We start from the raw sequence: 20,887 nt of genomic DNA, 5'->3' as shown, positions 1-20,887 counted from the left end.
TAGCCGGGGCCGTTCAGGAAGACTTCTGGATCAGTTCGATCTTGTAGCCGTCCGGGTCGGTCACGAAGGCGATCACGGTGGTACCGTGCTTCATCGGCCCGGCTTCGCGGGTGACCTGGCCGCCGTTGTTGCGGATGTCGTCGCAGGCCTGGTAGGCGTCGTCGACCTCGATGGCGATATGGCCGTAGCCGGTGCCGATCTCGTAGGCATCCACGCCCCAGTTGTGGGTAAGCTCGATCACCGCGGAATCCGCCTCGTTGCCATAGCCGACGAAGGCGAGGGTGAACTGGCCGTCGGGATAGTCGTTCTTCCTGAGCAGGGTCATGCCTAGCACCCGGGTATAGAAATCGATCGAGCGATCGATGTTTCCGACCCGGATCATGGTATGGAGAATGCGCATTTTCAGTGCCTCGAGCTTCACGGTCAAAGGCGGATTTTACCATGCGGCCGGCAACCGGCTGCGAGATCGGGATCGTCCCCGTCCCGGCGACCGGCCCTTTGCCGGACTTCCCTTCCTACAGGGTTTTTCGCCTCTTCCCTGGGCCGGCCGTCGATAGCCGGTCGGCCTGCCTCCGCCACCCTCCCGAGCTGCCCGCTGCGTCTCCGAGCGTGCCAGGCGTTCCGCCCCCGGTGACCGGCCGAAAGCTCGCTGCGCCTTCGCCATGAGGACGGAAAAAGGGGGGTTGACCTTACCAAGGTGTCAAGGTCGATAACCGGCCACGGAAGCGGTTTCGTCCAGCCAGGCCACGCAGGCTCAGACCAGGAAGGCATAACAATGAATCTCAGACACTTCATCCGCATCACCGCGACGCTAGGTGTCGCGGCCCTTATCGCTGGCTGCGGGGAATCGGCGCCGCCGGGAGCGGCGAGCGCCCCGCCAAGCGTTCCCGTAGCCGAGGTGGTGGTTCGCCCGGTGACACCCTACGCCGAGTTCACCGGCTCGCTGACCGCTGTCGAGCAGGTAGAACTGCGGCCGCGCGTCGCTGGCTACATCCAGGACGTTACGGTGCCGGAAGGCCGCCTGGTAGAGAAGGGCCAGCAACTGTTCCTCATCGACCCGCGCGTGTTCAAGGCGGCGCAGGATGCCGCCAGGGCGCGCCTGCGCGAGGCCGAGGCCGCGGCGTTGCTGGCGCGCACCGAACACGAGCGAGCCGAGCTGCTGTATGCGCGGAAGGTCGTCGCCCGGGAGCGGCTCGACAGCGCCATCGCCTCGCGCAATGCCAGCAAGGCCCAGGTCGATGCGGCCAGGGCCGCCCTCGACGCGGCGCAACTGGATCTCGGCTTCACGCGGGTGACGGCACCGATCGGCGGGCGTGTCGGGCATATCCAGGTCACCGAGGGCAACTACGTCACCAATGGCGTCACCGCGCTGACCAGCATCGTCTCGGTCGATCCGCTGTACGTGTACTTCGATGTCGACGAGCGCACCTACCTGCAGGCCCTGGCGCCGACCCGCGGCAGGGAAGGCGAGCAGGCCCCCAGGGTCAAGGTGGCGTTGCTCACCGACGAGTCCTATGGACGAAGCAGTCGCCTCGATTTCCTCGCCAATGCCGCCGACCGCGGGACCGGCACGGTCCGGGTTCGGGCGGTGGTCGACAACCCGGACGGGCAACTGACGCCGGGGCTGTTCGCCAAGGTCAGGCTGGAGACCGGCAAGCCTCGCGAGCAGGTGCTGGTCGCCGACCATTCCATCGGCACCGACCAGGGCCGGCGCTATGTGCTGGTCGTCGACGAAGGCAACAAGACCCAGTACCGGCCGGTGGAACTCGGGCCGATGGTCGACGGCCTGCGGGTCGTCCGCCAGGGCCTGCAGCCGGGCGAGCGCATCGTCGTCAAGGGCCTGGTGCGGCCGGACATGCAGATCACGCCGCTCCTTGCGGAAATCGATGGCACGCCCGTCGACCTGTCGAAGACCGTGGGGGCCGCACAATGACATTCCCACGCTTCTTCATCGATAGGCCGATCTTCGCCATCGTTCTTTCGGTGCTGATGATGATCGGAGGCATCGTTTCGTTCTTCCAGTTGCCGCTGAGCGAATACCCGGCGGTGACGCCGCCGACCGTGCAGGTGACCACCGCCTATCCCGGCGCCAACCCCGACGTGATCGCGCAGACGGTGGCGACGCCGCTGGAGCAGGCGATCACCGGGGTCGAGGGGATGCTGTACATGTCCTCGCAGTCGGCCACCGACGGGCGAATGATCCTGACCATCACCTTCGACCAGCACATCGATCCCGACATGGCCCAGATCCAGGTGCAGAACCGGGTCTCGCGGGTGCTCTCGCGCCTGCCCGACGAGGTGCAGCGGCAGGGCGTGGTCACCCAGAAGACCTCGCCGGACATCCTCATGGTGGTGCACCTGCTGTCGCCGGAGCAACGCTACGACCCGCTGTACATCTCGAACTACGCCTACCTCCAGGTGCGCGACGAACTGCTGCGCCTGCCGGGGATCAGCGATGTGGTGGTGTGGGGCGCCGGCGAGTACAGCATGCGCCTGTGGCTCGACCCCGATCTGATCGCCGCGCGCGGGCTGACGGCGGGCGAGGTGATCGCCGCGGTACGCGAACAGAACGTCCAGGTGGCGGCCGGCGCCGTCGGCCAGGCGCCGGACTCCACCGCGGCCTTCCAGGTCACGGTGAATACCCTCGGGCGCCTGAGCGACGAAGAGCAGTTCGGCGACATCATCGTCCGCACCGGCGCCGACGGCCAGGTGACGCGCCTGCGCGACGTCGCGCGGATCGAGATGGGCGGCGATGCCTATGCGCTGCGCAGCCTGCTGGACGGCGAGCCGGCGGTGGCCTTGCAGATCGTCCAGAGCCCCGGAGCCAACGCGCTGGATACCGCCGAGGCGGTGCGTGCCACCGTGGCGAGGCTCGAAGGCAACTTCCCGGCCGGCCTGAGCGCGCGCATCGCCTACGACCCGACGGTGTTCGTCCGCGCTTCGTTGCAGACCGTGGCCACCACCCTGCTGGAGGCGATCCTGCTGGTCGTGGTGGTGGTGGTGCTGTTCCTGCGTAGCTGGCGTGCTTCGCTGATTCCGCTGATGGCCGTGCCGGTCTCGCTGGTCGGCACCTTCGCCATCATGCATCTGATGGGTTTCTCGCTGAATACCCTGTCGCTGTTCGGCCTGGTGCTGTCGATCGGCATCGTCGTCGATGACGCCATCGTGGTGGTGGAAAACGTCGAGCGCCACATCGAGAACGGCGAGCCGCCGCTCCAGGCCGCGCGGCGTGCGATGGACGAGGTCACCGGACCGATCATGGCGATCACCTCGGTGCTGGCGGCAGTGTTCATCCCCACGGCCTTTCTCAGTGGCCTGCAGGGCGAGTTCTATCGTCAGTTCGCCCTGACCATCGCTATCTCCACCATCCTGTCGGCGCTCAACTCGCTGACCCTCAGCCCGGCCCTGGCGGGCCTGCTGTTGCGTCCGCGGCCGGCCGGAGATGCGGTGGCGGGGCGCTTCCAGCGACTGCTCCAGGTCCTCGGCCGACCGTTGCGAAATGCCCCCGAGGCCTACGGCAACGCGGTGCGCAAGGTGGTGCGGGTGAGCGGCCTGGCCCTGGTGGTGTATGGGGGCCTGCTTGGCCTGACCTGGGTCGGTTTCCAGGCGGTGCCACCGGGCTTCGTGCCGATGCAGGACAAGTACTATCTGGTCGGCATCGCCCAGTTGCCGAACGGAGCGTCGCTGGAGCGTACCGATGCGGTGGTCAGGCAGATGTCCCGGATCGGCCTCGACGAGCCGGGGGTGGAGAGCGTCGTGGCCTTCCCGGGCCTGTCGGTGAACGGCTTCGTCAACGTGCCGAACGCCGCGGTCATGTTCTTCATGCTCGACCCGTTCGAATCGCGCACCTCCGCCGATCTCGGCGCGCTGGCCATCGCCGGGCGCCTGCAAGCCAAGTTCGCCAGCATTCCCGACGGCTTCCTCGGGGTCTTCCCACCGCCGCCGGTACCGGGGCTGGGAACCATCGGCGGCTTCAAGATGCAGGTCGAGGATCGCGGCGGCGCCGGGCTGGAAGCCCTGGCCAGGCAGACCCAGGTGCTGATGATGAAGGCCACTGAGTCCGGCCAGCTCGGGGGCTTGATGACCAGCTTCGATATCAATGCCCCGCAGCTCGAGGTGGTGGTCGACCGCACCAAGGTGAAGAGCCAGGGCGTTCGCCTGGCCGATGTGTTCGAGGCATTGCAGGTCTACCTCGGCTCGCTGTACATCAACGACTTCAACCGCTTCGGGCGCACCTACAAGGTCACTGCCCAGGCCGATGCGCCGCACCGCATGCAGGCCGAAGCCATCGGGCGCCTGCAGGTACGCAATGCCGCCGGGGCGATGTTGCCGCTGTCCTCGTTCGTCACCGTGACGCCCAGCTCCGGTCCCGACCGGGTGATCCACTACAACGGCTATCCGTCGGCCGATATCAGCGGCGGCGCGCTTCCCGGCGTCAGTTCGGGACAGGCGGTGGCGTTGATGGAGCGCCTGGCCGGCGAAGTGCTGCCCGAGGGCATGACCTTCGAATGGACCGACCTGACCTACCAGCAGAAGCTGGCCGGTAACAGCGCGCTGTTCATCTTCCCGCTGTGCGTGCTGCTGGCCTACCTGATCCTCGCCGCGCAGTACAACAGCTGGCTGTTGCCGCTGGCGGTCCTGCTGATCGTGCCGATGTGCCTGCTCAGCGCGATCGCCGGGGTGTGGCTGGTGGGCGGCGACAACAACGTGTTCGTCCAGATCGGGCTGGTGGTGCTGGTCGGCCTGGCGGCGAAGAACGCGATCCTGATCGTCGAGTTCGCCCGCACGCTGGAGGCCGAGGGCGCCCGTGCGCTGGAGGCGGTGGTCGAGGCTTGCCGCCTGCGCCTGCGGCCGATCCTGATGACCTCGCTGGCGTTCATCGCCGGCGTGGTGCCGTTGGTCATGGCCAGCGGCGCCGGAGCGGAAATGCGCCAGGCCATGGGCGTCGCGGTATTCGCCGGGATGCTCGGGGTGACGCTGTTCGGCCTGTTCCTCACGCCAGTGTTCTACGTACTGGTACGGGCACTGGCGGCGCGCCTGGAGCGACGCGCCGGCGGCAGCCTGGCGCATCTGGAGGGAGGCCGTCCATGAAGCCATACCTGCGGTCTTCGTTGAGCGCGCTGATCCTGCTGGGCGGCTGTGCCGCGGTGGGGCCCGACTATGCGCCGCCGAGCGCGTCCGCACCGGCCAGCTTCGGCGCGATGCCGGCGGGTATCGATGGCAGTGGCGTGGAGATCGAGTGGTGGCGCGGGTTCGACGAGCCAGCCCTGGAGTCTCTGATCCAGCGGGCGCTCGCGGCGAACCTCGACATCGCCCTTGCCGGCGCGCGCCTGGACGAAGCGAAGGCGCTGCTGCGCGAGAACCGCGAGGAGTTCCTGCCGCGCGGCGGGCCGGCGTTCGATTACCAGGCCCGGCGGCGCGGCGAGGTGGAAACACCGGCCGGCCAGCAGCGCGACATCGAGACCTATCGCGGCGCGCTGGATGCTTCCTGGGAAATCGACCTGTTCGGCCGGGTGCGGCGCTCGGTGGAGGCCGCCGAGGCGCAGGCGGGTTCGCGCGAGGCCCTGCTGCGCAACGTGCAGGCGAGCGTCGCGGCTACGGTTGCCATGACCTGGTTCCAGCTACAGGGCATCGAGGCCGAACTTGCGGTGGTCCATGACATCGCCGGCAACCAGCGCGACAGCCTGGAGATGGTCGAGCGCCTGGTCAGCGCCGGCTCCGCCCACGAGTTCGACCGGTTGCGCGCCGAAGCGTTATTGCACAACGTCGAGGCGGCCGTGCCCGACCTCGAACGGCGCCGCGCCGCCACCCGCAATGCGCTGGCCGTTCTCCTCGCGGAAGCCCCGCAGGCCTTCAGCCCGCCGGTCGCCCGCGCCTCCGGGGAAAGGCTGACGCTCCGCACCCTCGGGGTCGGCGACCCGGCGGGACTGCTGGCGCGTCGCGCCGACATCGCCGCGGCCGAACGCAACCTGGCGGCCGCGACCGCACGTATCGGCGTCGAGACCGCGGGGCTGTATCCGCAGGTCGAGGTACGCGGCTCGATCGGCCTGGTCGCCGGCAATCTCGATGCTTTGGACGAGAGTGGTACGTCCTTCAACGTCCTGAACCCGGTGATTCGCTGGGCGTTACTCGACCGCGGTCGCGTGCGGGCGCGGATCACCGCCAGCGAAGCCCGTGCGCAGGAGGCATTGATCCTCTACGACCGGACGGTACTGCGCGCCCTGCAGGAGACCGATGATGCCTTCAACGGCTATGGCGCTGCCGCTGACAGGCTCCGCCTGCGCCTGCTCGAGGCGACGGCCAATCGCGAGGCGGCGCGCCTGGCCCGGGAGCGCTTCGTCCAGGGGGACGGCGAGTACCTGGACGTGCTCGAGGCGGAACGCTCGGACTACCTCAGCCGGCGCGCATTGAGCATCGCGCGCACCGAGCAGCGCCTTGCCGTCGTGGGTATCTACAAGGCGCTGGGTGGTGGCTGGGAAGCCTGTGCGGGGGCGCGGCGCTGTGGCGTGGCTACCGACGATACCTCTCCAGGCGTGGCACGGCAGCGCGACAGTCGCTCCTGATCAGCCGTCGGCGGCTTCCGGCCGCCGGCCTTCGCTCGACTGCCTGGGTCGAGGGCCGTGCGGCGCGTCCTCCGGTTATTTGGCGAACCCCGGGAGTACGGATTGCCTGGCGCGGATCGCTCGTCCCTGTCCGCCTTATCGATAAGTCGGTTCCGAACTCTTTTCGGTAGTTCATTCAGATGGATGAGTGAAGAGGGCAGATGAAAAGTATCTGCTCGGGACTTCAATGTTCAGAAGAGTGGGGAAGCATTACTTTCTCACTGTTCTTCAGGTACGTTACGGCTGCCCGCCGTTTCTTATTGGATGAAGTCACTCCTGTGCCTCTGCGCTCGCGCCGCACGGAGAATATCGTCGAGAGGTTCCTCAATGGTGAGTGGAGCTGGCTGACGCGGTATCTCGGTTGTCGGGCGGAGTTTTTCTATATGTTCGAACTTGGCTTTGCTCGTTGTTTTAAGTTTGCGGAATAACCTCTGGAACTATTCATATGAATTTTTGAAAGTTTGGTTTACCTGAGAGATTTATGAGTTGACCTTGTCACGATGGCAGGACTCATGGTTCGCAGGAGTCAACAAACCAGGAGGTTGCGATGTTTTCTTTCCATATTCCGAACATGACCTGCGGCGGTTGTGCCAAGACTGTCACCCGTATCCTGCACGGCGTTGATCCCCAGGCGCGCGTAGAGACCGATCCTCCTCGGCGCGAGGCCAGGGTCGAGAGCACTCTGGACAAGCACGCATTCCTCGAGGCGTTGAGCGAGGCCGGTTATCCGGAGGGCCGTTGAGTGCATGGGCATGACGCAGGCGTAGGGTCAGATAGTAGCGTTTCGCCCAGTGCCGGCAATAGGAAAATGATTTTCATTGAAGTCCGCGTTCCATATGCCATCAATGGCGCTTGGCTATTGTGGAAAGAACTCTTTGGAATTTGTAAATCAATATTTCAGTCGGCCGCGAGGTGACAGTTATGTGAACGGCAAGAGGCGCTGACAGGAAACCCTAAAAGTTATTCTCCGATGGATTCGCAGGCCTTTAGCTCGGGGTTTTTCGCAGCGCATCCAGTGTTATCGAAGAGCACCTTTCGGCGAACTCCGTTGTCCGCCGACAAGGCCGCTGCATTGCTTGACCTTGCCACCGTGGCAAGCTTTACGGTCGCCCCGCACAACAACAAAAACAAGGGTGATCCAAATGACTTCAAATCCGTTACAGCAATGCTGCAATTCTTCCTCCGATATGAATATCCGCCCCCAGCGGACAATGTCGGAACCTGCCCGAAATGCATCGGTTCTCCTGGCTGAAGCCTTGAAACCGGGTGCCTCCCTGGACCAGATCACGCTCGCGCTCGAGGCGATTCTCGCGGTCACGGCCAAAGGCCTGGGCGGTGATGCTTCGGCTTACGCGCAGTACCAGGCGTTGCTCCTGGAACTGCACGTAGGCAGCGATCCGCATACGGAGCCGACCCGCCGCTGGATGGCGAGCCAGGTCTACCTGGTCGAGGATCGTTTCGCTCCCGAGCCGGCCGGTTTCAGCGCCGTCCCGGTGGAGGAGTTCCGCAAGAAGGTCGACGCCGAGATCGAGGCGCGCAGCCGGGTGCGCCATCCCATGTCGGTCCACCTGTTCCAGGGCACGCCGCCGGTCGAGGACGTGCGCTTCTTCCTGGAACACCATTGGGTCCGTTCCTACAACTTCTACAGCCTCCTGGCGGAGCTGGCCTTCCGCTTCGAAAACATCGAGGACGCCTCGGTGTTCTACCGCAACCTCTACGGCGAGGCCGGGGCGGAGACGCCGGAGCGCTCGCACCCCGCGTTGCTGTCCCACCTGATGACCTACTTCGACATTCCGCTGCGCATCGATTTCCCGGCGCTGCATCCGCTGGAGAAGGCCTACCTCAACAACCGTATCCGTTGCGTGCGGCACACCGATGTCGCCTGGGGCCTTGCGCTCCTGTACGCGGTCGAGTCGGTGAGCTGCGTCAACCACCGGCGCATCTACGAACTCCTGCAGCGCCTGGGCGTGCCCGAGCAACCCAGCGAGTTCCATCGCCTGCACGGCACCCAGGACGAGATCGATACCGAGGAGATGTGGGCGCTGATCGCCAAGTTCGCGCCGAGCGAAGACTTCCAGCGCAAGTTCATGCAGTCGCTGGCGCGCCACTTCGAAATCAACCGGGCCTACTTCGACCTGCTCTGGGAGCAGATGCAGGCGAATTCCCTGGCCATGGCCTGATGCCTATCCAGAACAAGAACAAGGAGTACAGGATGAATACCCGCAATTTTTCCCTGCCGCAGTTGCAGAACCTGCCCATCGATGAAGCACGCATCGTTGCCGATGCGCTGGCCGTCCACGCTACTTCCCGCCAGATCGATAGCGCCGCGAGCAAGCTGGCCGCGCTGGCCGAGGCAGGGCTCAAGGGTGACCGCCAGGCCTATGCCGCGTACCAGCAGTTGCTCTACGTCCTTTCGTTGAGCGACGACGTGGCGACCGCCCAGACCCGGCGTTGGCTGGCCCGGGCGATCTATCGCGTCGAAGAGCGTTTCATGCCCGCCGCCGATCTTTCCAGGGCGCTGTCCGAGGAGGATTTCCAGAAGCGTCTCGAACAGGAAATCGCCGCGCAGTCCCGCGAGCGGCACCCGATGTCGCAGTACGTGTTCTCCGGCTCGGCCTCCCGCGCGCAGCTCCAGGTGTTCCTCCGTCACCAGTGGTTCCGCACCTTCCGCCTGTACCGCGATGCGGCCGACCTGTTGGTCAACCTGACCGATGTGGACGAGGCCGCGGCGCTTGCGCGCTACCTCTATGGCGAGTTGGGCGAGGAAGACGAAAAGGGTTCGCATCCGCGCCTGCTGGCCAAGCTGCTCGAGGCCATCGGCCTGGAGGCTGACTTCCAGGCCGTCTCGACGATGCCCGAGGAAATCGCCTACCTGAACAATCGCGCCCGTGCCTTCCGGCATGCCGAGGTCGGTTGGGGGCTGGCGGTGTTCTACATCACCGAACTGGTCGTGCCGGGGAACCACGAAAAGCTCTATCGGGCCCTGCTCCAGGCCGGCCTGAGCGAGGACCAGGCGGAGTACTACAAGGTCCACATCAGCCTCGTACCGCCGCGGGCCAAGCGCGAATGGCAACTCATCGCGCGGCGGATTCCGGACGTGCAGTTCCAGAATGCGTTCCTGACCTCGCTATCGCAGCACTTCCGTGTGGAAAGGGCCTATTACGACGCGATCTGGGAAGAGATGCAGAGCGTCAAGTGACTTCCACCGGGACAAAGCGAGCACTCGAAAATGCCAAGTCACATTACGGAATCCCGTATACACGGGGGCGCCTACTCGTCCCCGGCATTCGCCGCGATCTTTTCCGATACCAACCAGGTGCGGAGGTGGCTGGATGTCGAGCGAGCCTTGGCGGCGACCCAGGCCGAGATGGGCATCATCCCCCACGAGGCGGCGCGGGAGATCGACCGCGCCGCCCAGGTGGAGCGCTTCGACCTCACCCAACTGGGCCGCGAAAGCCTGGAGACAGGGCACCTGCTGGTGCCTACCATCCGCGCCCTGGCGAGATCGTGCGAGGGTAGCTGGGGGGAGTACGTGCACTATGGCGTGACCACCCAGGACATCCTCGACACCGGGCTGATGCTGCAGGTCAAGGAAGCCTGGGGCCCTGCGCTAGGGCTCCTGCACTCGATCCGTGGCCATCTGCTGGCGCTTGCCCTGCGCCACCAGCACACGCCGATGGTTGCACGCACCCACGGGCAGCAGGCGCTGCCCACGACCTTCGGCTACAAGGTCGCCGTCTGGGTGGATGAAATCGACCGTCACCTGGCGCGCTTCGACGAAGCGCGCGAACGCGTCCTGGTCGGCAACCTGACCGGTGCCGTGGGAACCCTGGCGTCGTTCGGCGCCCAGGGCTTCGAGCTACAGCGGCGAACCCTGGCCAGGCTTGGCCTCGGCGCGCCGTCGACCAGTTGGCACAGCGCCCGGGACCGGGTGCTGGAGGTTGCCGGGTTGCTGGTCCAGGTGTCGGTGACGCTGGGCCGGGTGGCGAACGAGATCTACCACCTGCAGCGCAGCGAAATCGACGAGGTACGCGAGGGCAGCCGGCCGGGACAGGTGGGCAGCAGCACCATGCCGCACAAGCGGAACCCATCGTCGGTCGACCTGGTCAGCGCGCTGTCGCGGCTGGTGCGGGCGCAGATGGTGGCGCTCACCGATGCCGCGTTCCAGTTGCACGAGCGCGACGGCACCGCCTGGCGCATCGAGTGGGCGGCGTTGCCGGAGCTGTTCGTCTACGCCGGCGCCTTGCTGACCCGCATGGAGGCGGTGCTGGCCGAGGGGCTCGAGGTGCGCGAGGAACGCATGCGCACCAACCTCGACCTCCTGGGTGGGCTGATCCTGTCGGAGCGGGTCATGCTCGCGCTGGCGGGGCAGTTCGGCAAGCAGACCGCCCACGAACTGCTCCATGAGATAACCCAGGCCTCCCAGCGGCAGGGCGTTCCGTTCCGCGAGGCGCTGCTCGGGCAGCCAAGGTTGCGCGGCTGTTTCAGCGCCGAGGCGCTCGAAGAACTCCTCGACCCCGTCGGCTACGTCGGCCTCGCCGCGGAGATGGTCGACCTGGTCGCCGGCAAACCACGAACCGGCGCGTCGGGCGACAGGCCCGAAGGCGCCGCCTCTTCCCAAGGAAATACCGGTCAGTCCCAGTACGTGATGGAGGATAGGTGATGGATGCTGAATCGCTGGAAATGCTTGCCCGTTCCTCGTGCACCGCGCATCCGCAGAGCTTCGGCGGCGCACCGGCCGAGTCGTCCTGCAAGCACGAACACAGTCACATCGTTGACTCTAAAACCCATGGCGGAGGCTACGCCGGTCCGGTGAGCCGACGGATCTTCTGTAGCCACTGCCGCCTGCAACGCTGGCTCGACGTGGAGGCGGCGCTGGCGCTGGCGCAGGCCGATGTCGGCGTCATTCCGCCCGAGGCCGCGCTGGAGATCGCGAAGGCCGCCAGGCTTTCGGCCGTCGACCTGCAGCAGATCGCCGACGGCGTGGCCAGCACCGGGCACTCGCTGATGCCCCTGCTGGGTGCGCTGCAACGGAACTGCAGCCCCAGCGCGCGCGAGTACGTGCATTTCGGCGCGACCACGCAGGATATCCAGGACACCGCGCAGTCCCTGGAAATGCGCGATGTGCTGGATGAAACGGAGCGGGCGCTGGACATCCTCCTGGACCGGCTCTCGGTGCTGGCGAGCGGGACCCGCAATGCGCTGATGGTCGCCAGGACCCACTCGATCCCGGCGTTGCCAACCACCTTCGGGCTGAAGGTGGCCGGCTGGATCGACGAGTTGCTGCGTCACCGCGAACGCCTGGGCGAGGCGCGCAAGCGGATCCTGGTGGTGCAACTGTTCGGCGGCGTGGGCACGATGGCCGCCTTCGGCGACGAGGCCATGCTCCTGCTCGAAAGCTTCGCGCGGCGGCTGTCGCTGGACGTGCCGCTGGCGGGTTGGCACGTGTCCCGCGACCGGGTTACCGAGTTCGTCAGCACCCTGGCCATGGTCACCGCGTCCCTGGCGCGGATCGCCGACGAGATCCGCACCCTGAACCGCTGGGAGATCGGCGAGCTGGAGGTGGGCTGGACGCAGCAGCAGATCGGTAGCAGCACCATGCCCCACAAGCGCAATCCGGAAGGCTGCGAGCAGGTCGTGGTGCTGGCCCGGCTGGCCAAGGCCCAGGTCCTGCTCGCGCTGGACGCCATGATCCTCGAGCACGAGCGGGACTACCGCGGCACGCGCCTGGAGTGGTGTGCGGTGGCGGACGTTTCCCACTATGCGCTGATGGCGCTGTCGCTGCTGACCGACACCATCGACGGGCTCACGGTCCACGACGAGACCATGGCGCGGACGGCGAATGCATACAGCGATGCGATCTGTACCGAGGCGTTCGTCTTCGAGATGGCCAAGCAACTGGGCAAGAGCAGCGCTTACGAAATCATCTTCGAGATCACCCAGGCCTGCCAGCGCAAGCGGATTCCGATGCGCCAGGCGCTCGAGTCGGATCCGCGGGTGGGCGCCGTCATGCCGAAGGAAACCCTGGCCAGGCTGTTCGAGCCGCGGACCCATCTCGGCATGGCCGGGACCATCGTCGACAAGGTGTTGGACAAGGTCGCCAGCCACCACTGAATCACCCGCCGCCAGAGGCGGCGGTACTGCACATCAACGGAGAACAAGAATGACAAAGGCTAACGAGATCGAAACCGCGAAGGTCAAGCAGTTTTCAGCGCGGATCATGGAGGACTACGGCAATACCCTGCGCGGCGCGATGCTCTACATCGGCGACCGCCTGGGGCTGTTCAAGGCGCTCGCCCATGGCCAATGGGTGACCCTGGAGGAGCTGGCGCAGCAGACCGGCTACACCACCCGCTACCTGCGCGAATGGCTGGGCAGCATGGTCACCGGCAACTACCTGGCCTACGATCCGCAGAGCAGGAGCTATCGGTTGCCGGCCGAGTTCGTCCCGGTGCTCGCCGACGAGGACTCGCCTTATTTCGCCGGCGGGATCATCCAGTTGAGCGTGCCCTTCGTGAGCATGGCGCCGAAGATCATCGAGGCCTTCCGCTGCGGCGGCGGTTGCCCCGAGGAATCCTTCCCGCTGGAAACCTGGGAAGGCATGGAGCGCATGACCATGCCCTGGTACAAGCACTTCCTCGTGCAGCACTGGATTCCTTCGCTGGATGGCGTCAAGGAAAAGCTCCAGGCGGGTGGCAGCGTGCTCGATTTCGGCTGCGGCAGCGGGCTGGCCGCGATCATGATGGCCAAGGCGTTCCCCGAAGCCCAGGTCTATGGCTGTGACTTCCACGCGCCGTCCATCGAACGCGCGCGGGCGAACGCCGAGGCTGCGGGGGTCGGCGACCGGGTGCGCTTCGAGGTCAGCGATTCCGATGCGCTGGCGGGCAAGAAGTTCGACTTCGTCACGACCTTCGTGGTCATCCACGACGCGACCGACCCGCAGCAGATGATGAAGGACCTGCGCGAGTCGACCGCCGACGATGGGACCTACCTGATGGTGGAACTCAACCTGTCGCAGGAACTGCACGAGAACATGAACCTGTTCGGTCGCGTGATGTACCCGCAGAGCACGCTGTATTGCATGACCTGTTCGCTGTCCCACGGCGGCGAGGGTCTCGGCGCCTTCATGGGCGAGGACCGCGCGCGGCAGATGGCCGAGGCCGCCGGCTTCAGTCGCTTCCGCAAGGTGCCTTCGGAGTGGCCGCCGCTGCCGGCGCTGTTCGAACTGCGACCCTGAGGGCGTTATCTGGGACGGCCGGGACGGCAACCGTTGGATAGCGGTTGCCGTGGCCGCCGCCCGGCGCGTGCCGGCTGGGCATGGCGGTCTCGGCTCGATCGCACTGGTGTTCAGGCCCGCTTCGGCGGGCTTTTCATGGCCGCCGGAAAAACGAAGCCCCGCCAATTGCGGGGCTTGCTTGCGGTGTGGACGGCGCTGCTCACAGGTCGAAGTCGTAGTCCGACAACTGGCGCTGCAGGCGGCGTTCTTCCAGCAGGTTGTCGATGATGCGACGCTTGGTCAGGTTGGTCTTGGCCACCTCGACGCTGGTTTCCTCGCCGTCATCCTCTTCAACGCCGGCTTCGTCGTCGATCTCGAGTTCTTCTTTGGCTTTTGCCATGACATTCACTCCAACTTATGGGGTGGTAATGGCGCACCTTATAGCGACAAAGCCGTGGCTGGTAAAAAAGATTTTTTCAATCGTAAAGATAGGATTTCGAATAGTTGATCAATCGTCTGAAGTCTTGTGCTTGTATTCGCACAGGTCCTCGATCCGACAGCTTCCGCATTGCGGCTTGCGCGCCTTGCAGACGTAGCGGCCATGCAGGATCAGCCAGTGGTGGGCATCGAGCAGGTACTCGCGCGGCACGAACTTCAGCAGTTTCTTCTCCACTTCCAGAACGTTCTTTCCCGGTGCTATGCCGGTGCGGTTGGCGACGCGGAAGATATGCGTGTCCACCGCCATGGCCAGTTGCCGGAAGGCGGTATTGAGCACCACGTTGGCGGTCTTGCGGCCAACCCCGGGCAGGGCTTCGAGGTCCTCGCGGTTGTCGGGAACCTGGCCGCCGTGCTTTTCGATGAGGATGCGGCAGGTTTCGATGACGTTCTTCGCCTTGCTGTTGTAGAGGCCGATGGTCTTGATGTACTCCGACAGCCCCTCGACGCCGAGGGCGTGGATCGCCTCGGGGGTGTTGGCCACCGGATAGAGGCGGGCGGTGGCCTTGTTCACCCCGACGTCGGTGGCCTGGGCGGAGAGGATCACCGCGATGAGCAGTTCGAAGGGGGTGGTGTAGGCCAGTTCGGTCCTTGGCTCGGGGTTGTCTTCGTGCAGTCGGCGGAAGATCTCCGCGCGCTTGGCGGCATTCATTCAATCACTCCGGTGACGCGGACGCGCTGGCGCTGGGTGGCGGGTACGTCGCCCGCCTGCACCTTGGCGCGTTCCGCCAGGCTTTCATCGATACGGTTCTTCAGGGCGATCAGCAGGCCGAGCATGATGAACGCGCCCGGCGGCAGGATCGCCAGCAGGAAGCCCTGGTACTGCGGGAACGGCTGGATCTTCCAGTCCGCCGCCGCCGGGCCGAACAGCAAGTGCATGTCGGCCAGCAGGGTACCCTGGCCGAGCAGCTCGCGCAGGCCGCCGAGGACCAGCAGGACCAGGGCGAAGCCGAGGCCCATCAGCAGTCCGTCGAAGCTGGCGCGCAGCACGCCGTTCTTCGCCGCGAAGGCCTCGGCGCGGCCGAGGATCACGCAGTTGGTGGTGATCAGCGGGATGAAGATGCCGAGGACCTGGTACAGCTCGTAGGTCCAGGCCTGCATCAGCAGTTCGATGCAGGTGGTCAGCGCGGCGATGATCATGACGAACGCCGGCAGCCGGATCGCCTCGCTCACCGCGCCGCGCACCAACGATACCGCGGCATTGGAGCAGGCCAGCACGAGCATGGTGGCCAGGCCCAGGCCGAGGGCGTTGACCGTCGAGTTGCTGGTGCCCAGCAGCGGGCACAGGCCGAGCAACTGGACCAGACCCGGGTTGTTGCGCCACAGGCCGTTGCGGGCGATCTCGCGGAAATCTTGTTCACTCATGTCCGGCAGCCTCTTCGGGGGCGAGCAGGCGTTCGCGGTTGGCGTCGAAGTAGCGCAGCGCCTTGTGCACGGCGCGGACCACGGCGCGCGGGGTGACGGTGGCGCCGGCGAACTGGTCGAACGTACCGCCGTCCTTCTTCACCGCCCAGCCGGCGTCCGCCGGATCGCCCAGGCTCTTGCCGTCGAAACCGTGCACCCAGGGACTCTTGGCCAGTTCGATGCGGTCGCCGAGGCCGGGGGTTTCCTTGTGCGCGACGACCCGTACGCCGAGCAGCCGGCCCTGGGCGGTGACCCCGACCAGTAGCTGGATGGCGCCGCTGTAGCCATCCGGCGCGCTGGCCTGGAGGATCACTGCGCTGGCCTGGCCGTGCAGGCGGGCGACATAGGCCGGACGCGGCGCATCCAGGCCGAGCAGCTTCGGCGCGAAGGTTGGCACCTGGCTGTCCAGCGGATGGTTGTCGTAGCTGCCCGGCGGCAGCAGTTCCAGCAGGGCGCGGCCGCGCGCCTCGCGCTGGGCTTCGGCGATGCGCGCTTCGGTGAATTGCTGCACCAGTGCTACCAGGCCCACTCCGACCAGGGCGAAGAGCCCGAGCAGGAGGGCATTGCGCAGCATCGAACGGCGAGTCGCGGCGTCCATCAGTCGCCTGCCTTGAAGCCGCGCTCGGCCTTGCGATGGCCGTAGGTGCGCGGCCGGGTGTAGTAGTCGATGGTCGGCGCCGCCAGGTTCATCAGCAGCACGGCGAACGCCACGCCATCGGGATAGCCGCCCCAGGCGCGGATGACGTAGGTGAGGACGCCGACGCCGAGGCCGAAGACCAGCCGCCCGCGATTGCTGGTGGCGCCGGACACCGGGTCGGTGACGATGAAGAAGGCGCCGAGCATGGTCGCCCCGCTGAACAGATGGAACAGTGGCGAGCCATGGGAATCGGAGCCGGAACCATTCCAGAACAGCAGGCTCATGGCGAACAGGCCGGCGAGCATGCCCAGCGGCGCGTGCCAGGTGAACAGCCGGCGCCAGAGCAGGAACAGGCCGCCGAGGAGGAACGCCAGGTTGACCCACTCGCTGCCGGCGCTACCGAGGTGGCCGAAGGCCGGGTTGCCGGCGAACAGCTCGTCGACGGTCAGGCTGCGGTCGGTCTTCAGCACGTCGAGGGCGGTGGCGTGGGCCCAGGCGTCCGGCCGGGTAGCGAGGCCGAGGAATTCGCGGAGGCTGTCGGGCAGGCCGAGGGCGCTGTCCGGCGAGGGCCAGCGGGTCATTTCCAGGGGAAACGAGACCAGCGCCACGACGTAGCCGAGCATCGCCGGGTTGAACGGGTTCTGTCCGAGGCCGCCGTACAGGTGCTTGCCGAATACCAGGGCGAAGAAGGTCGCCACCAGGGTCAGCCACCAGGGGGCGTAGGGCGGCAGGGCGACTGCCAGCAACAGGGCGGTGACCAGCGCGCTGCCGTCCTTGAGGAACACCCCCGGCGGACGTTTGCGCAGGGCCAGCATGGCGGCTTCGCAGGCCAGCGCGACGAGGCTGGCCCAGGCCAGGTTGAGCAGGGTGCCCGGGCCGTACAGCCAGGTCAGCGTCAGCAGGCCGGGGACGCAGGCGCCGAGCACCAGGCGCATGATCGCCGGGGTACGGTTGGAGCCGCGGGCGTGGGGCGAGGTGGGGCGGGGCAGGGCCATGGTCACTCCGTACCGTGTTCGGTCAGGGCGCGCTCGGCGGCGCTCAGGCGCGCGCGGGCGGCGGCGAGTGCGGCGGGGTCGGCGTTCGCCAGGCGTTCGAGCTTCTTCAGGGCGGCGCGGGCGTAGGCCAGCTCGGTCTTCAGCTCGCGGGTGCGCGGGTCGACCGGGCGCTTGTCGATCCGCACCAGCTCCGGCGCCGGCTTGCCGCAGGCGTCCTCGGCGGCATGCAGGTCGCGCTCGGCGGCTTGCAGCTCGCCGCGCAGGCGTTCCAGCTCGCTGTCCATCACCCCGGCCTGCTCGGCCTTCTTCAAGGCCGCGCGCTTGCCGACCAGGGCGATCTTCGCCCGCTTCAGCGCCGCCTGGCCGTCGTCGCGGGGCGCCGCGGGCTTCGGCGCGTGACGCTCGAGGCGGGCCAGGGTGGCTTCGCAACGCTCGACCTCGGCGCGCAGTTCGTCGAGGGTCGCCCGCTGTTCGGCGCCGGGCGCTTCGCCGAAGGCCTTTTCCGAGCGCTTGAGCTGGGCGCGGGCCATGGCGGCCTGGGCCTTGGCCTTCTTCAGTTCGGCTTCGTCGTCGAGCGCGGCAGGCGGTGCGCTGGGTAGGTCGCGCGGCAGGCTGGCTTCGGCATCGGCCAGGGCCTTGTCGGCGGCCTCGGCGGCGGCGCGCAGTTCCGCGACCAGGCCATGCTGTTCCGGGGTGTCGTGGCTGAGCAACTGTTTCTCGGCCTTCTTCAGGGCCACCCGCGCCATGCTCGCTTCGATCTTCAGCCGTTTCAGTCGTTCGCTGCCGCTACCGGCCTGCTTGCGCGCCCTGGCCCGCTCGATCGCCGCCTGCACCGGGTCGACCGCCGTGGCGGGGGCGGCTTCCTCGCGCTCGGCCTGGGCGGCGCGCACCAGCGCGGCCTTCTCCGCGCGTTGGGCGCGTTCTGCGGCCCGGCGCTCCTCGTCGCGGCGCAGGCGAGCCTGGCGTTGCTCGAAACGCTCACGGGATTGTTCGGCCTTCAGCAGCTTCTGCCGCTGCTCGCGGATCTCCGCCTTGGACGCGCGGTAGTACTGCACCAGGGGAATGCTCGACGGGCAGACGTAGGCGCAGGCGCCGCATTCGATGCAATCGAACAGGTTGTGGGCGAGCAATTGCTCGTGCTCGTCGCCCAGGGCGAAGAAATGCAGTTGTTGTGGCAGCAGGCTGACGGGGCAGACCTGGGCGCAGTCGCCGCAGCGGATACAGGGCATGGCCGGCACTGGTTCCGGCAGCTCCGTGGCATCGCCGGCGAGCAGGCAGTTGCAGGTCTTGATCAGCGGCACCGAGAGATCGGGCAGGGCGAAGCCCATCATCGGCCCGCCCATCAGCACGCGTTCCAGGCGTCCCTCGGCGAGGCCGGCGAACGCCAGCAACTCGTGTACCGGCGTACCGATCAGCGCCTCGACGTTCATCGGCCGCTCCAGGGCGCCGCCGGCGAGGGTGGTGATCCGCGAGATCAGCGGCCGACCGAGGACGACGGCATCGTGCACGGCGGCCAGGGTGCCGACGTTCTGGCACAGGATGCCGATGTCCGCCGGCAGGCCGTCCGCCGGGACTTCCCTGCCGGTGAGCAACTGGATCAGCTGGCGCTCGCCGCCCGAGGGATAGCGGGTCGGCAGGGCGACGATGCGATAGGGCCGTTCACCGAGGGCGGCGCCGAGGGAGGCGATGGCTTCCGGTTTGTCGTCCTCGATGCCAACCAGCACCTCTTCGGGGCACAGGATCTGCACCAGGATATCGATGCCGCCCAGCACCTGCGTGGCGCGCTCGCGCATGAGCAGGTCGTCGGCGCTGATGTAGGGCTCGCATTCGGCGCCGTTCACCACCAGCGTATGGATCTTGTCCGCCGGGCGCGCGGCGAGCTTGGCGGCGGTGGGGAAGCCGGCGCCGCCGAGACCGCCGATGCCGGCCGCGCGGATACGTTCGAGCAGCGCCAGCGGGCTTTCGGCGCGGAAGTCCGGGCAGGGATGCAGCTCGGTCCAGCGCTCCAGGCCGTCGCTGGCGATGACGATGGCCGGCGCGGGAAGACCGGAGGCATGCGGATAGGGGTGTGCGCCGATCGCCACCACGGTCCCCGAGGTCGGGGCATGCAGCGCGGCGCTGACGGTGCCGTCCGGGAGGGCGATGGTCTGGCCTTTGAGCACGGCCTGGCCGACTTCCACGCAAGGCCGCGCCGGCGCGCCCATGTGCTGGCCGAGCGGCACGATGTAGCGCTGCGCCAGCGGCGCCTGCTGGATCGGCAGGGCGGTGGAGCGCTCCTTGTTGGCCGGCAGGCAGAGGCCACCGGGGAAGGCGTGCAGGGCGCTCATGCCGCTCGCTCCCGGTCGCTGGCGATCAGTCGCGGCGACGGCTGCGGCCATTTCCAGTGGCGCACGTCGTCTGGGGTTTCGCGCATCTCGATGCAGTCCACCGGACAGGGCTCCAGGCACAGGTCGCAACCGGTGCATTCGTCGGCGATCACCGTGTGCATCAGCCGTGCGGCGCCGACGATGGCGTCCACCGGGCAGGCCTGGATGCACTTGGTGCAGCCGATGCATTCGGCCTCGCGGATGTAGGCTACCCGCGGCGGGGTTTCCTCGGCGGCGTCGAGCGGCTCGGGCTCCAGGTCGAGCAGGTCGGCGAGGGCGCGGATGGTCGCTTCGCCGCCCGGCGGGCACTTGTTGATCTTGTCGCCGGCGGCGATCGCCTCGGCGTAGGGCTTGCAGCCGGGGTAGCCACACTGGCCGCACTGGGTCTGCGGCAACAGGGCGTTGACCTGCTCGGCGACCGGGTCGCCCTGGACGCGGAAGCGCACCGCCGCATAGCCGAGCAGCGCACCGCCGGCCAGGCAGATCGGCAGCAGCGCGCCGATCGCCAGGAACACGCCGTTCATGGCCGGACCAACCCGCTGAAGCCCATGAACGCCAGCGACATCAGGCCGGCGGTGATCATGCCGATGGCCGCGCCGCGGAACGGCGCCGGCACGTCGGCGATGGCGATGCGCTCGCGCAGGGCGGCGAACAGCACCAGCACCAGGGAAAAGCCCAGCCCGGCGCCGAAGCCCTGGGTAGTGGCCTGGAGGAAGCCGTATTCAGCCTTGTTGGCGTTGAGCAGGGCGACGCCGAGGACGATGCAATTGGTGGTGATCAGCGGCAGGAAGATGCCGAGCACCCGGTACAGCAGCGGGCTGGTCTTCTTCACCAGCATCTCGGTGAACTGCACCACCACCGCGATCACCAGGATGAAGCCGATGGTGCGCAGGTACTCCAGGTCCAGCGGGCGCAGCACGTAGCGTTGCAGGATATGGCTGCACATCGCCGCCAGGGTCAGGACGAAGGTGGTGGCGAGGGACAGGCCGATGGCCGTCTCGATCTTCCGCGACACGCCCATGAACGGGCACAGGCCGAGGAACTGCACCAGGACAAAGTTGTTGACCAGGATGGCACTGACCAGGATCAGGGCGAGTTCAGTCATACGCGAAGCATTCGTTGCAGGGCCGGGGCCGTCGGGGAAATCCCCTATTATCGGGTGGGATTGCCCT

At 66.9% G+C, this 20,887-nt stretch carries 20 protein-coding genes; 11 read left to right on the top strand and 9 right to left on the bottom strand.

Annotated features, from left to right (window positions below):
• Nucleotides 1-13: 13 nt before the first annotated feature.
• Complete coding sequence (gene gloA, locus VQ065_RS23690) at nt 14-400, bottom strand: lactoylglutathione lyase (protein WP_003110007.1); 387 nt, start codon at nt 398-400, stop codon at nt 14-16.
• Between the two features lie 375 nt (nt 401-775).
• Here gloA and mexP point away from each other — a divergent pair, with 375 nt between their 5' ends.
• From mexP to VQ065_RS23635, 11 genes are all read left to right on the top strand, one after another.
• The gene (mexP, locus tag VQ065_RS23685) at nt 776-1,933 is read left to right on the top strand and encodes a multidrug efflux RND transporter periplasmic adaptor subunit MexP (protein WP_003117521.1); all 1,158 of its coding nucleotides are present in this window, start codon (nt 776-778) and stop codon (nt 1,931-1,933) included.
• Nucleotides 1,930-5,091 (top strand): multidrug efflux RND transporter permease subunit MexQ, encoded by a 3,162-nt coding sequence (gene mexQ / locus VQ065_RS23680; protein ID WP_003092062.1) that lies wholly within the window; start codon nt 1,930-1,932, stop codon nt 5,089-5,091. Before mexP ends, mexQ begins: the two co-directional genes overlap by 4 nt.
• Nucleotides 5,088-6,563 carry a multidrug efflux transporter outer membrane subunit OpmE gene (gene opmE / locus VQ065_RS23675; protein WP_003092061.1) on the top strand — a complete coding sequence of 492 codons (1,476 nt, stop codon included), beginning with the start codon at nt 5,088-5,090 and terminating at the stop codon, nt 6,561-6,563. The genes mexQ and opmE overlap by 4 nt, the downstream gene beginning before the upstream one ends.
• A 200-nt stretch (nt 6,564-6,763) precedes the next feature.
• Entirely contained in the window at nt 6,764-7,030 is a 267-nt protein-coding gene (locus tag VQ065_RS23670) for a hypothetical protein (RefSeq protein ID WP_031640078.1), read from the top strand.
• 119 nt (nt 7,031-7,149) lie between these two features.
• Nucleotides 7,150-7,344: a heavy-metal-associated domain-containing protein gene (locus tag VQ065_RS23665; RefSeq protein ID WP_003092060.1), complete on the top strand. Its 195-nt coding sequence runs from the start codon at nt 7,150-7,152 to the stop codon at nt 7,342-7,344.
• 228 nt (nt 7,345-7,572) lie between these two features.
• Nucleotides 7,573-7,854, top strand: a complete 282-nt coding sequence (locus tag VQ065_RS23660; protein ID WP_162140467.1) for a hypothetical protein — start codon at nt 7,573-7,575, stop codon at nt 7,852-7,854.
• On the top strand, nt 7,745-8,782 hold the full coding sequence (locus tag VQ065_RS23655; protein WP_003138125.1) for an HOASN domain-containing protein: 1,038 nt from the start codon (nt 7,745-7,747) through the stop codon (nt 8,780-8,782). The genes VQ065_RS23660 and VQ065_RS23655 overlap by 110 nt, the downstream gene beginning before the upstream one ends.
• 32 nt (nt 8,783-8,814) lie before the next feature.
• Nucleotides 8,815-9,801 (top strand): HOASN domain-containing protein, encoded by a 987-nt coding sequence (locus tag VQ065_RS23650; RefSeq protein WP_003110004.1) that lies wholly within the window; start codon nt 8,815-8,817, stop codon nt 9,799-9,801.
• 30 nt (nt 9,802-9,831) lie between these two features.
• Nucleotides 9,832-11,265, top strand: a complete 1,434-nt coding sequence (gene purB / locus VQ065_RS23645; RefSeq protein WP_014603964.1) for an adenylosuccinate lyase — start codon at nt 9,832-9,834, stop codon at nt 11,263-11,265.
• A complete protein-coding gene (locus VQ065_RS23640) occupies nt 11,265-12,716 on the top strand; it encodes a class-II fumarase/aspartase family protein (RefSeq protein ID WP_003092055.1) in 1,452 nt (483 codons plus the stop codon). The genes purB and VQ065_RS23640 overlap by 1 nt, the downstream gene beginning before the upstream one ends.
• Before the next feature lie 49 nt (nt 12,717-12,765).
• Entirely contained in the window at nt 12,766-13,839 is a 1,074-nt protein-coding gene (locus tag VQ065_RS23635) for a class I SAM-dependent methyltransferase (protein ID WP_003092054.1), read from the top strand.
• A 199-nt stretch (nt 13,840-14,038) separates the two neighbouring features.
• Here the strand turns inward: VQ065_RS23635 and VQ065_RS23630 are convergent, their stop codons facing one another.
• The 8 genes from VQ065_RS23630 to rsxA all read right to left on the bottom strand — a co-directional run bounded on the left by VQ065_RS23630 (nt 14,039) and on the right by rsxA (nt 20,820).
• On the bottom strand, nt 14,039-14,218 hold the full coding sequence (locus VQ065_RS23630; RefSeq protein ID WP_003092052.1) for a PA3496 family putative envelope integrity protein: 180 nt from the start codon (nt 14,216-14,218) through the stop codon (nt 14,039-14,041).
• Nucleotides 14,219-14,326: 108 nt separating this feature from the next.
• The gene (nth, locus tag VQ065_RS23625) at nt 14,327-14,965 is read right to left on the bottom strand and encodes an endonuclease III (RefSeq protein WP_003092050.1); all 639 of its coding nucleotides are present in this window, start codon (nt 14,963-14,965) and stop codon (nt 14,327-14,329) included.
• Complete coding sequence (locus VQ065_RS23620; RefSeq protein ID WP_003092049.1) at nt 14,962-15,678, bottom strand: electron transport complex subunit E; 717 nt, start codon at nt 15,676-15,678, stop codon at nt 14,962-14,964. The genes nth and VQ065_RS23620 overlap by 4 nt, the downstream gene beginning before the upstream one ends.
• Entirely contained in the window at nt 15,671-16,315 is a 645-nt protein-coding gene (gene rsxG, locus VQ065_RS23615; RefSeq protein WP_003092047.1) for an electron transport complex subunit RsxG, read from the bottom strand. The genes VQ065_RS23620 and rsxG overlap by 8 nt, the downstream gene beginning before the upstream one ends.
• Nucleotides 16,315-17,349: an RnfABCDGE type electron transport complex subunit D gene (locus VQ065_RS23610; RefSeq protein WP_003092045.1), complete on the bottom strand. Its 1,035-nt coding sequence runs from the start codon at nt 17,347-17,349 to the stop codon at nt 16,315-16,317. The genes rsxG and VQ065_RS23610 overlap by 1 nt, the downstream gene beginning before the upstream one ends.
• Before the next feature lie 2 nt (nt 17,350-17,351).
• Nucleotides 17,352-19,676 (bottom strand): electron transport complex subunit RsxC, encoded by a 2,325-nt coding sequence (gene rsxC, locus VQ065_RS23605; RefSeq protein WP_014603961.1) that lies wholly within the window; start codon nt 19,674-19,676, stop codon nt 17,352-17,354.
• Nucleotides 19,673-20,239, bottom strand: a complete 567-nt coding sequence (rsxB, locus tag VQ065_RS23600; protein ID WP_003092043.1) for an electron transport complex subunit RsxB — start codon at nt 20,237-20,239, stop codon at nt 19,673-19,675. The genes rsxC and rsxB overlap by 4 nt, the downstream gene beginning before the upstream one ends.
• Complete coding sequence (rsxA, locus tag VQ065_RS23595; RefSeq protein WP_003092041.1) at nt 20,236-20,820, bottom strand: electron transport complex subunit RsxA; 585 nt, start codon at nt 20,818-20,820, stop codon at nt 20,236-20,238. Before rsxA ends, rsxB begins: the two co-directional genes overlap by 4 nt.
• Nucleotides 20,821-20,887 lie beyond the last annotated feature (67 nt).

The organism is Pseudomonas sp. KBN10P06128 (genome assembly GCF_037574945.1).
Lineage (GTDB): Bacteria > Pseudomonadota > Gammaproteobacteria > Pseudomonadales > Pseudomonadaceae > Pseudomonas > Pseudomonas aeruginosa.
The sequence above is the reverse complement of the archived record's forward strand: the minus strand, read 5'-3'. Positions and strand labels throughout refer to the sequence as shown.

Bases quoted from the DNA above. Each gene is read 5' to 3' on its own strand.
- gloA (WP_003110007.1), bottom strand. From the start codon at position 400: ATGCGCATTCTCCATACCATGATCCGGGTCGGAAACATCGATCGCTCG.
- mexP (WP_003117521.1), top strand. From the start codon at position 776: ATGAATCTCAGACACTTCATCCGCATCACCGCGACGCTAGGTGTCGCG.
- mexQ (WP_003092062.1), top strand. From the start codon at position 1,930: ATGACATTCCCACGCTTCTTCATCGATAGGCCGATCTTCGCCATCGTT.
- opmE (WP_003092061.1), top strand. From the start codon at position 5,088: ATGAAGCCATACCTGCGGTCTTCGTTGAGCGCGCTGATCCTGCTGGGC.
- VQ065_RS23670 (WP_031640078.1), top strand. From the start codon at position 6,764: ATGAAAAGTATCTGCTCGGGACTTCAATGTTCAGAAGAGTGGGGAAGC.
- VQ065_RS23665 (WP_003092060.1), top strand. From the start codon at position 7,150: ATGTTTTCTTTCCATATTCCGAACATGACCTGCGGCGGTTGTGCCAAG.
- VQ065_RS23660 (WP_162140467.1), top strand. From the start codon at position 7,573: ATGGATTCGCAGGCCTTTAGCTCGGGGTTTTTCGCAGCGCATCCAGTG.
- VQ065_RS23655 (WP_003138125.1), top strand. From the start codon at position 7,745: ATGACTTCAAATCCGTTACAGCAATGCTGCAATTCTTCCTCCGATATG.
- VQ065_RS23650 (WP_003110004.1), top strand. From the start codon at position 8,815: ATGAATACCCGCAATTTTTCCCTGCCGCAGTTGCAGAACCTGCCCATC.
- purB (WP_014603964.1), top strand. From the start codon at position 9,832: ATGCCAAGTCACATTACGGAATCCCGTATACACGGGGGCGCCTACTCG.
- VQ065_RS23640 (WP_003092055.1), top strand. From the start codon at position 11,265: ATGGATGCTGAATCGCTGGAAATGCTTGCCCGTTCCTCGTGCACCGCG.
- VQ065_RS23635 (WP_003092054.1), top strand. From the start codon at position 12,766: ATGACAAAGGCTAACGAGATCGAAACCGCGAAGGTCAAGCAGTTTTCA.
- VQ065_RS23630 (WP_003092052.1), bottom strand. From the start codon at position 14,218: ATGGCAAAAGCCAAAGAAGAACTCGAGATCGACGACGAAGCCGGCGTT.
- nth (WP_003092050.1), bottom strand. From the start codon at position 14,965: ATGAATGCCGCCAAGCGCGCGGAGATCTTCCGCCGACTGCACGAAGAC.
- VQ065_RS23620 (WP_003092049.1), bottom strand. From the start codon at position 15,678: ATGAGTGAACAAGATTTCCGCGAGATCGCCCGCAACGGCCTGTGGCGC.
- rsxG (WP_003092047.1), bottom strand. From the start codon at position 16,315: ATGGACGCCGCGACTCGCCGTTCGATGCTGCGCAATGCCCTCCTGCTC.
- VQ065_RS23610 (WP_003092045.1), bottom strand. From the start codon at position 17,349: ATGGCCCTGCCCCGCCCCACCTCGCCCCACGCCCGCGGCTCCAACCGT.
- rsxC (WP_014603961.1), bottom strand. From the start codon at position 19,676: ATGAGCGCCCTGCACGCCTTCCCCGGTGGCCTCTGCCTGCCGGCCAAC.
- rsxB (WP_003092043.1), bottom strand. From the start codon at position 20,239: ATGAACGGCGTGTTCCTGGCGATCGGCGCGCTGCTGCCGATCTGCCTG.
- rsxA (WP_003092041.1), bottom strand. From the start codon at position 20,820: ATGACTGAACTCGCCCTGATCCTGGTCAGTGCCATCCTGGTCAACAAC.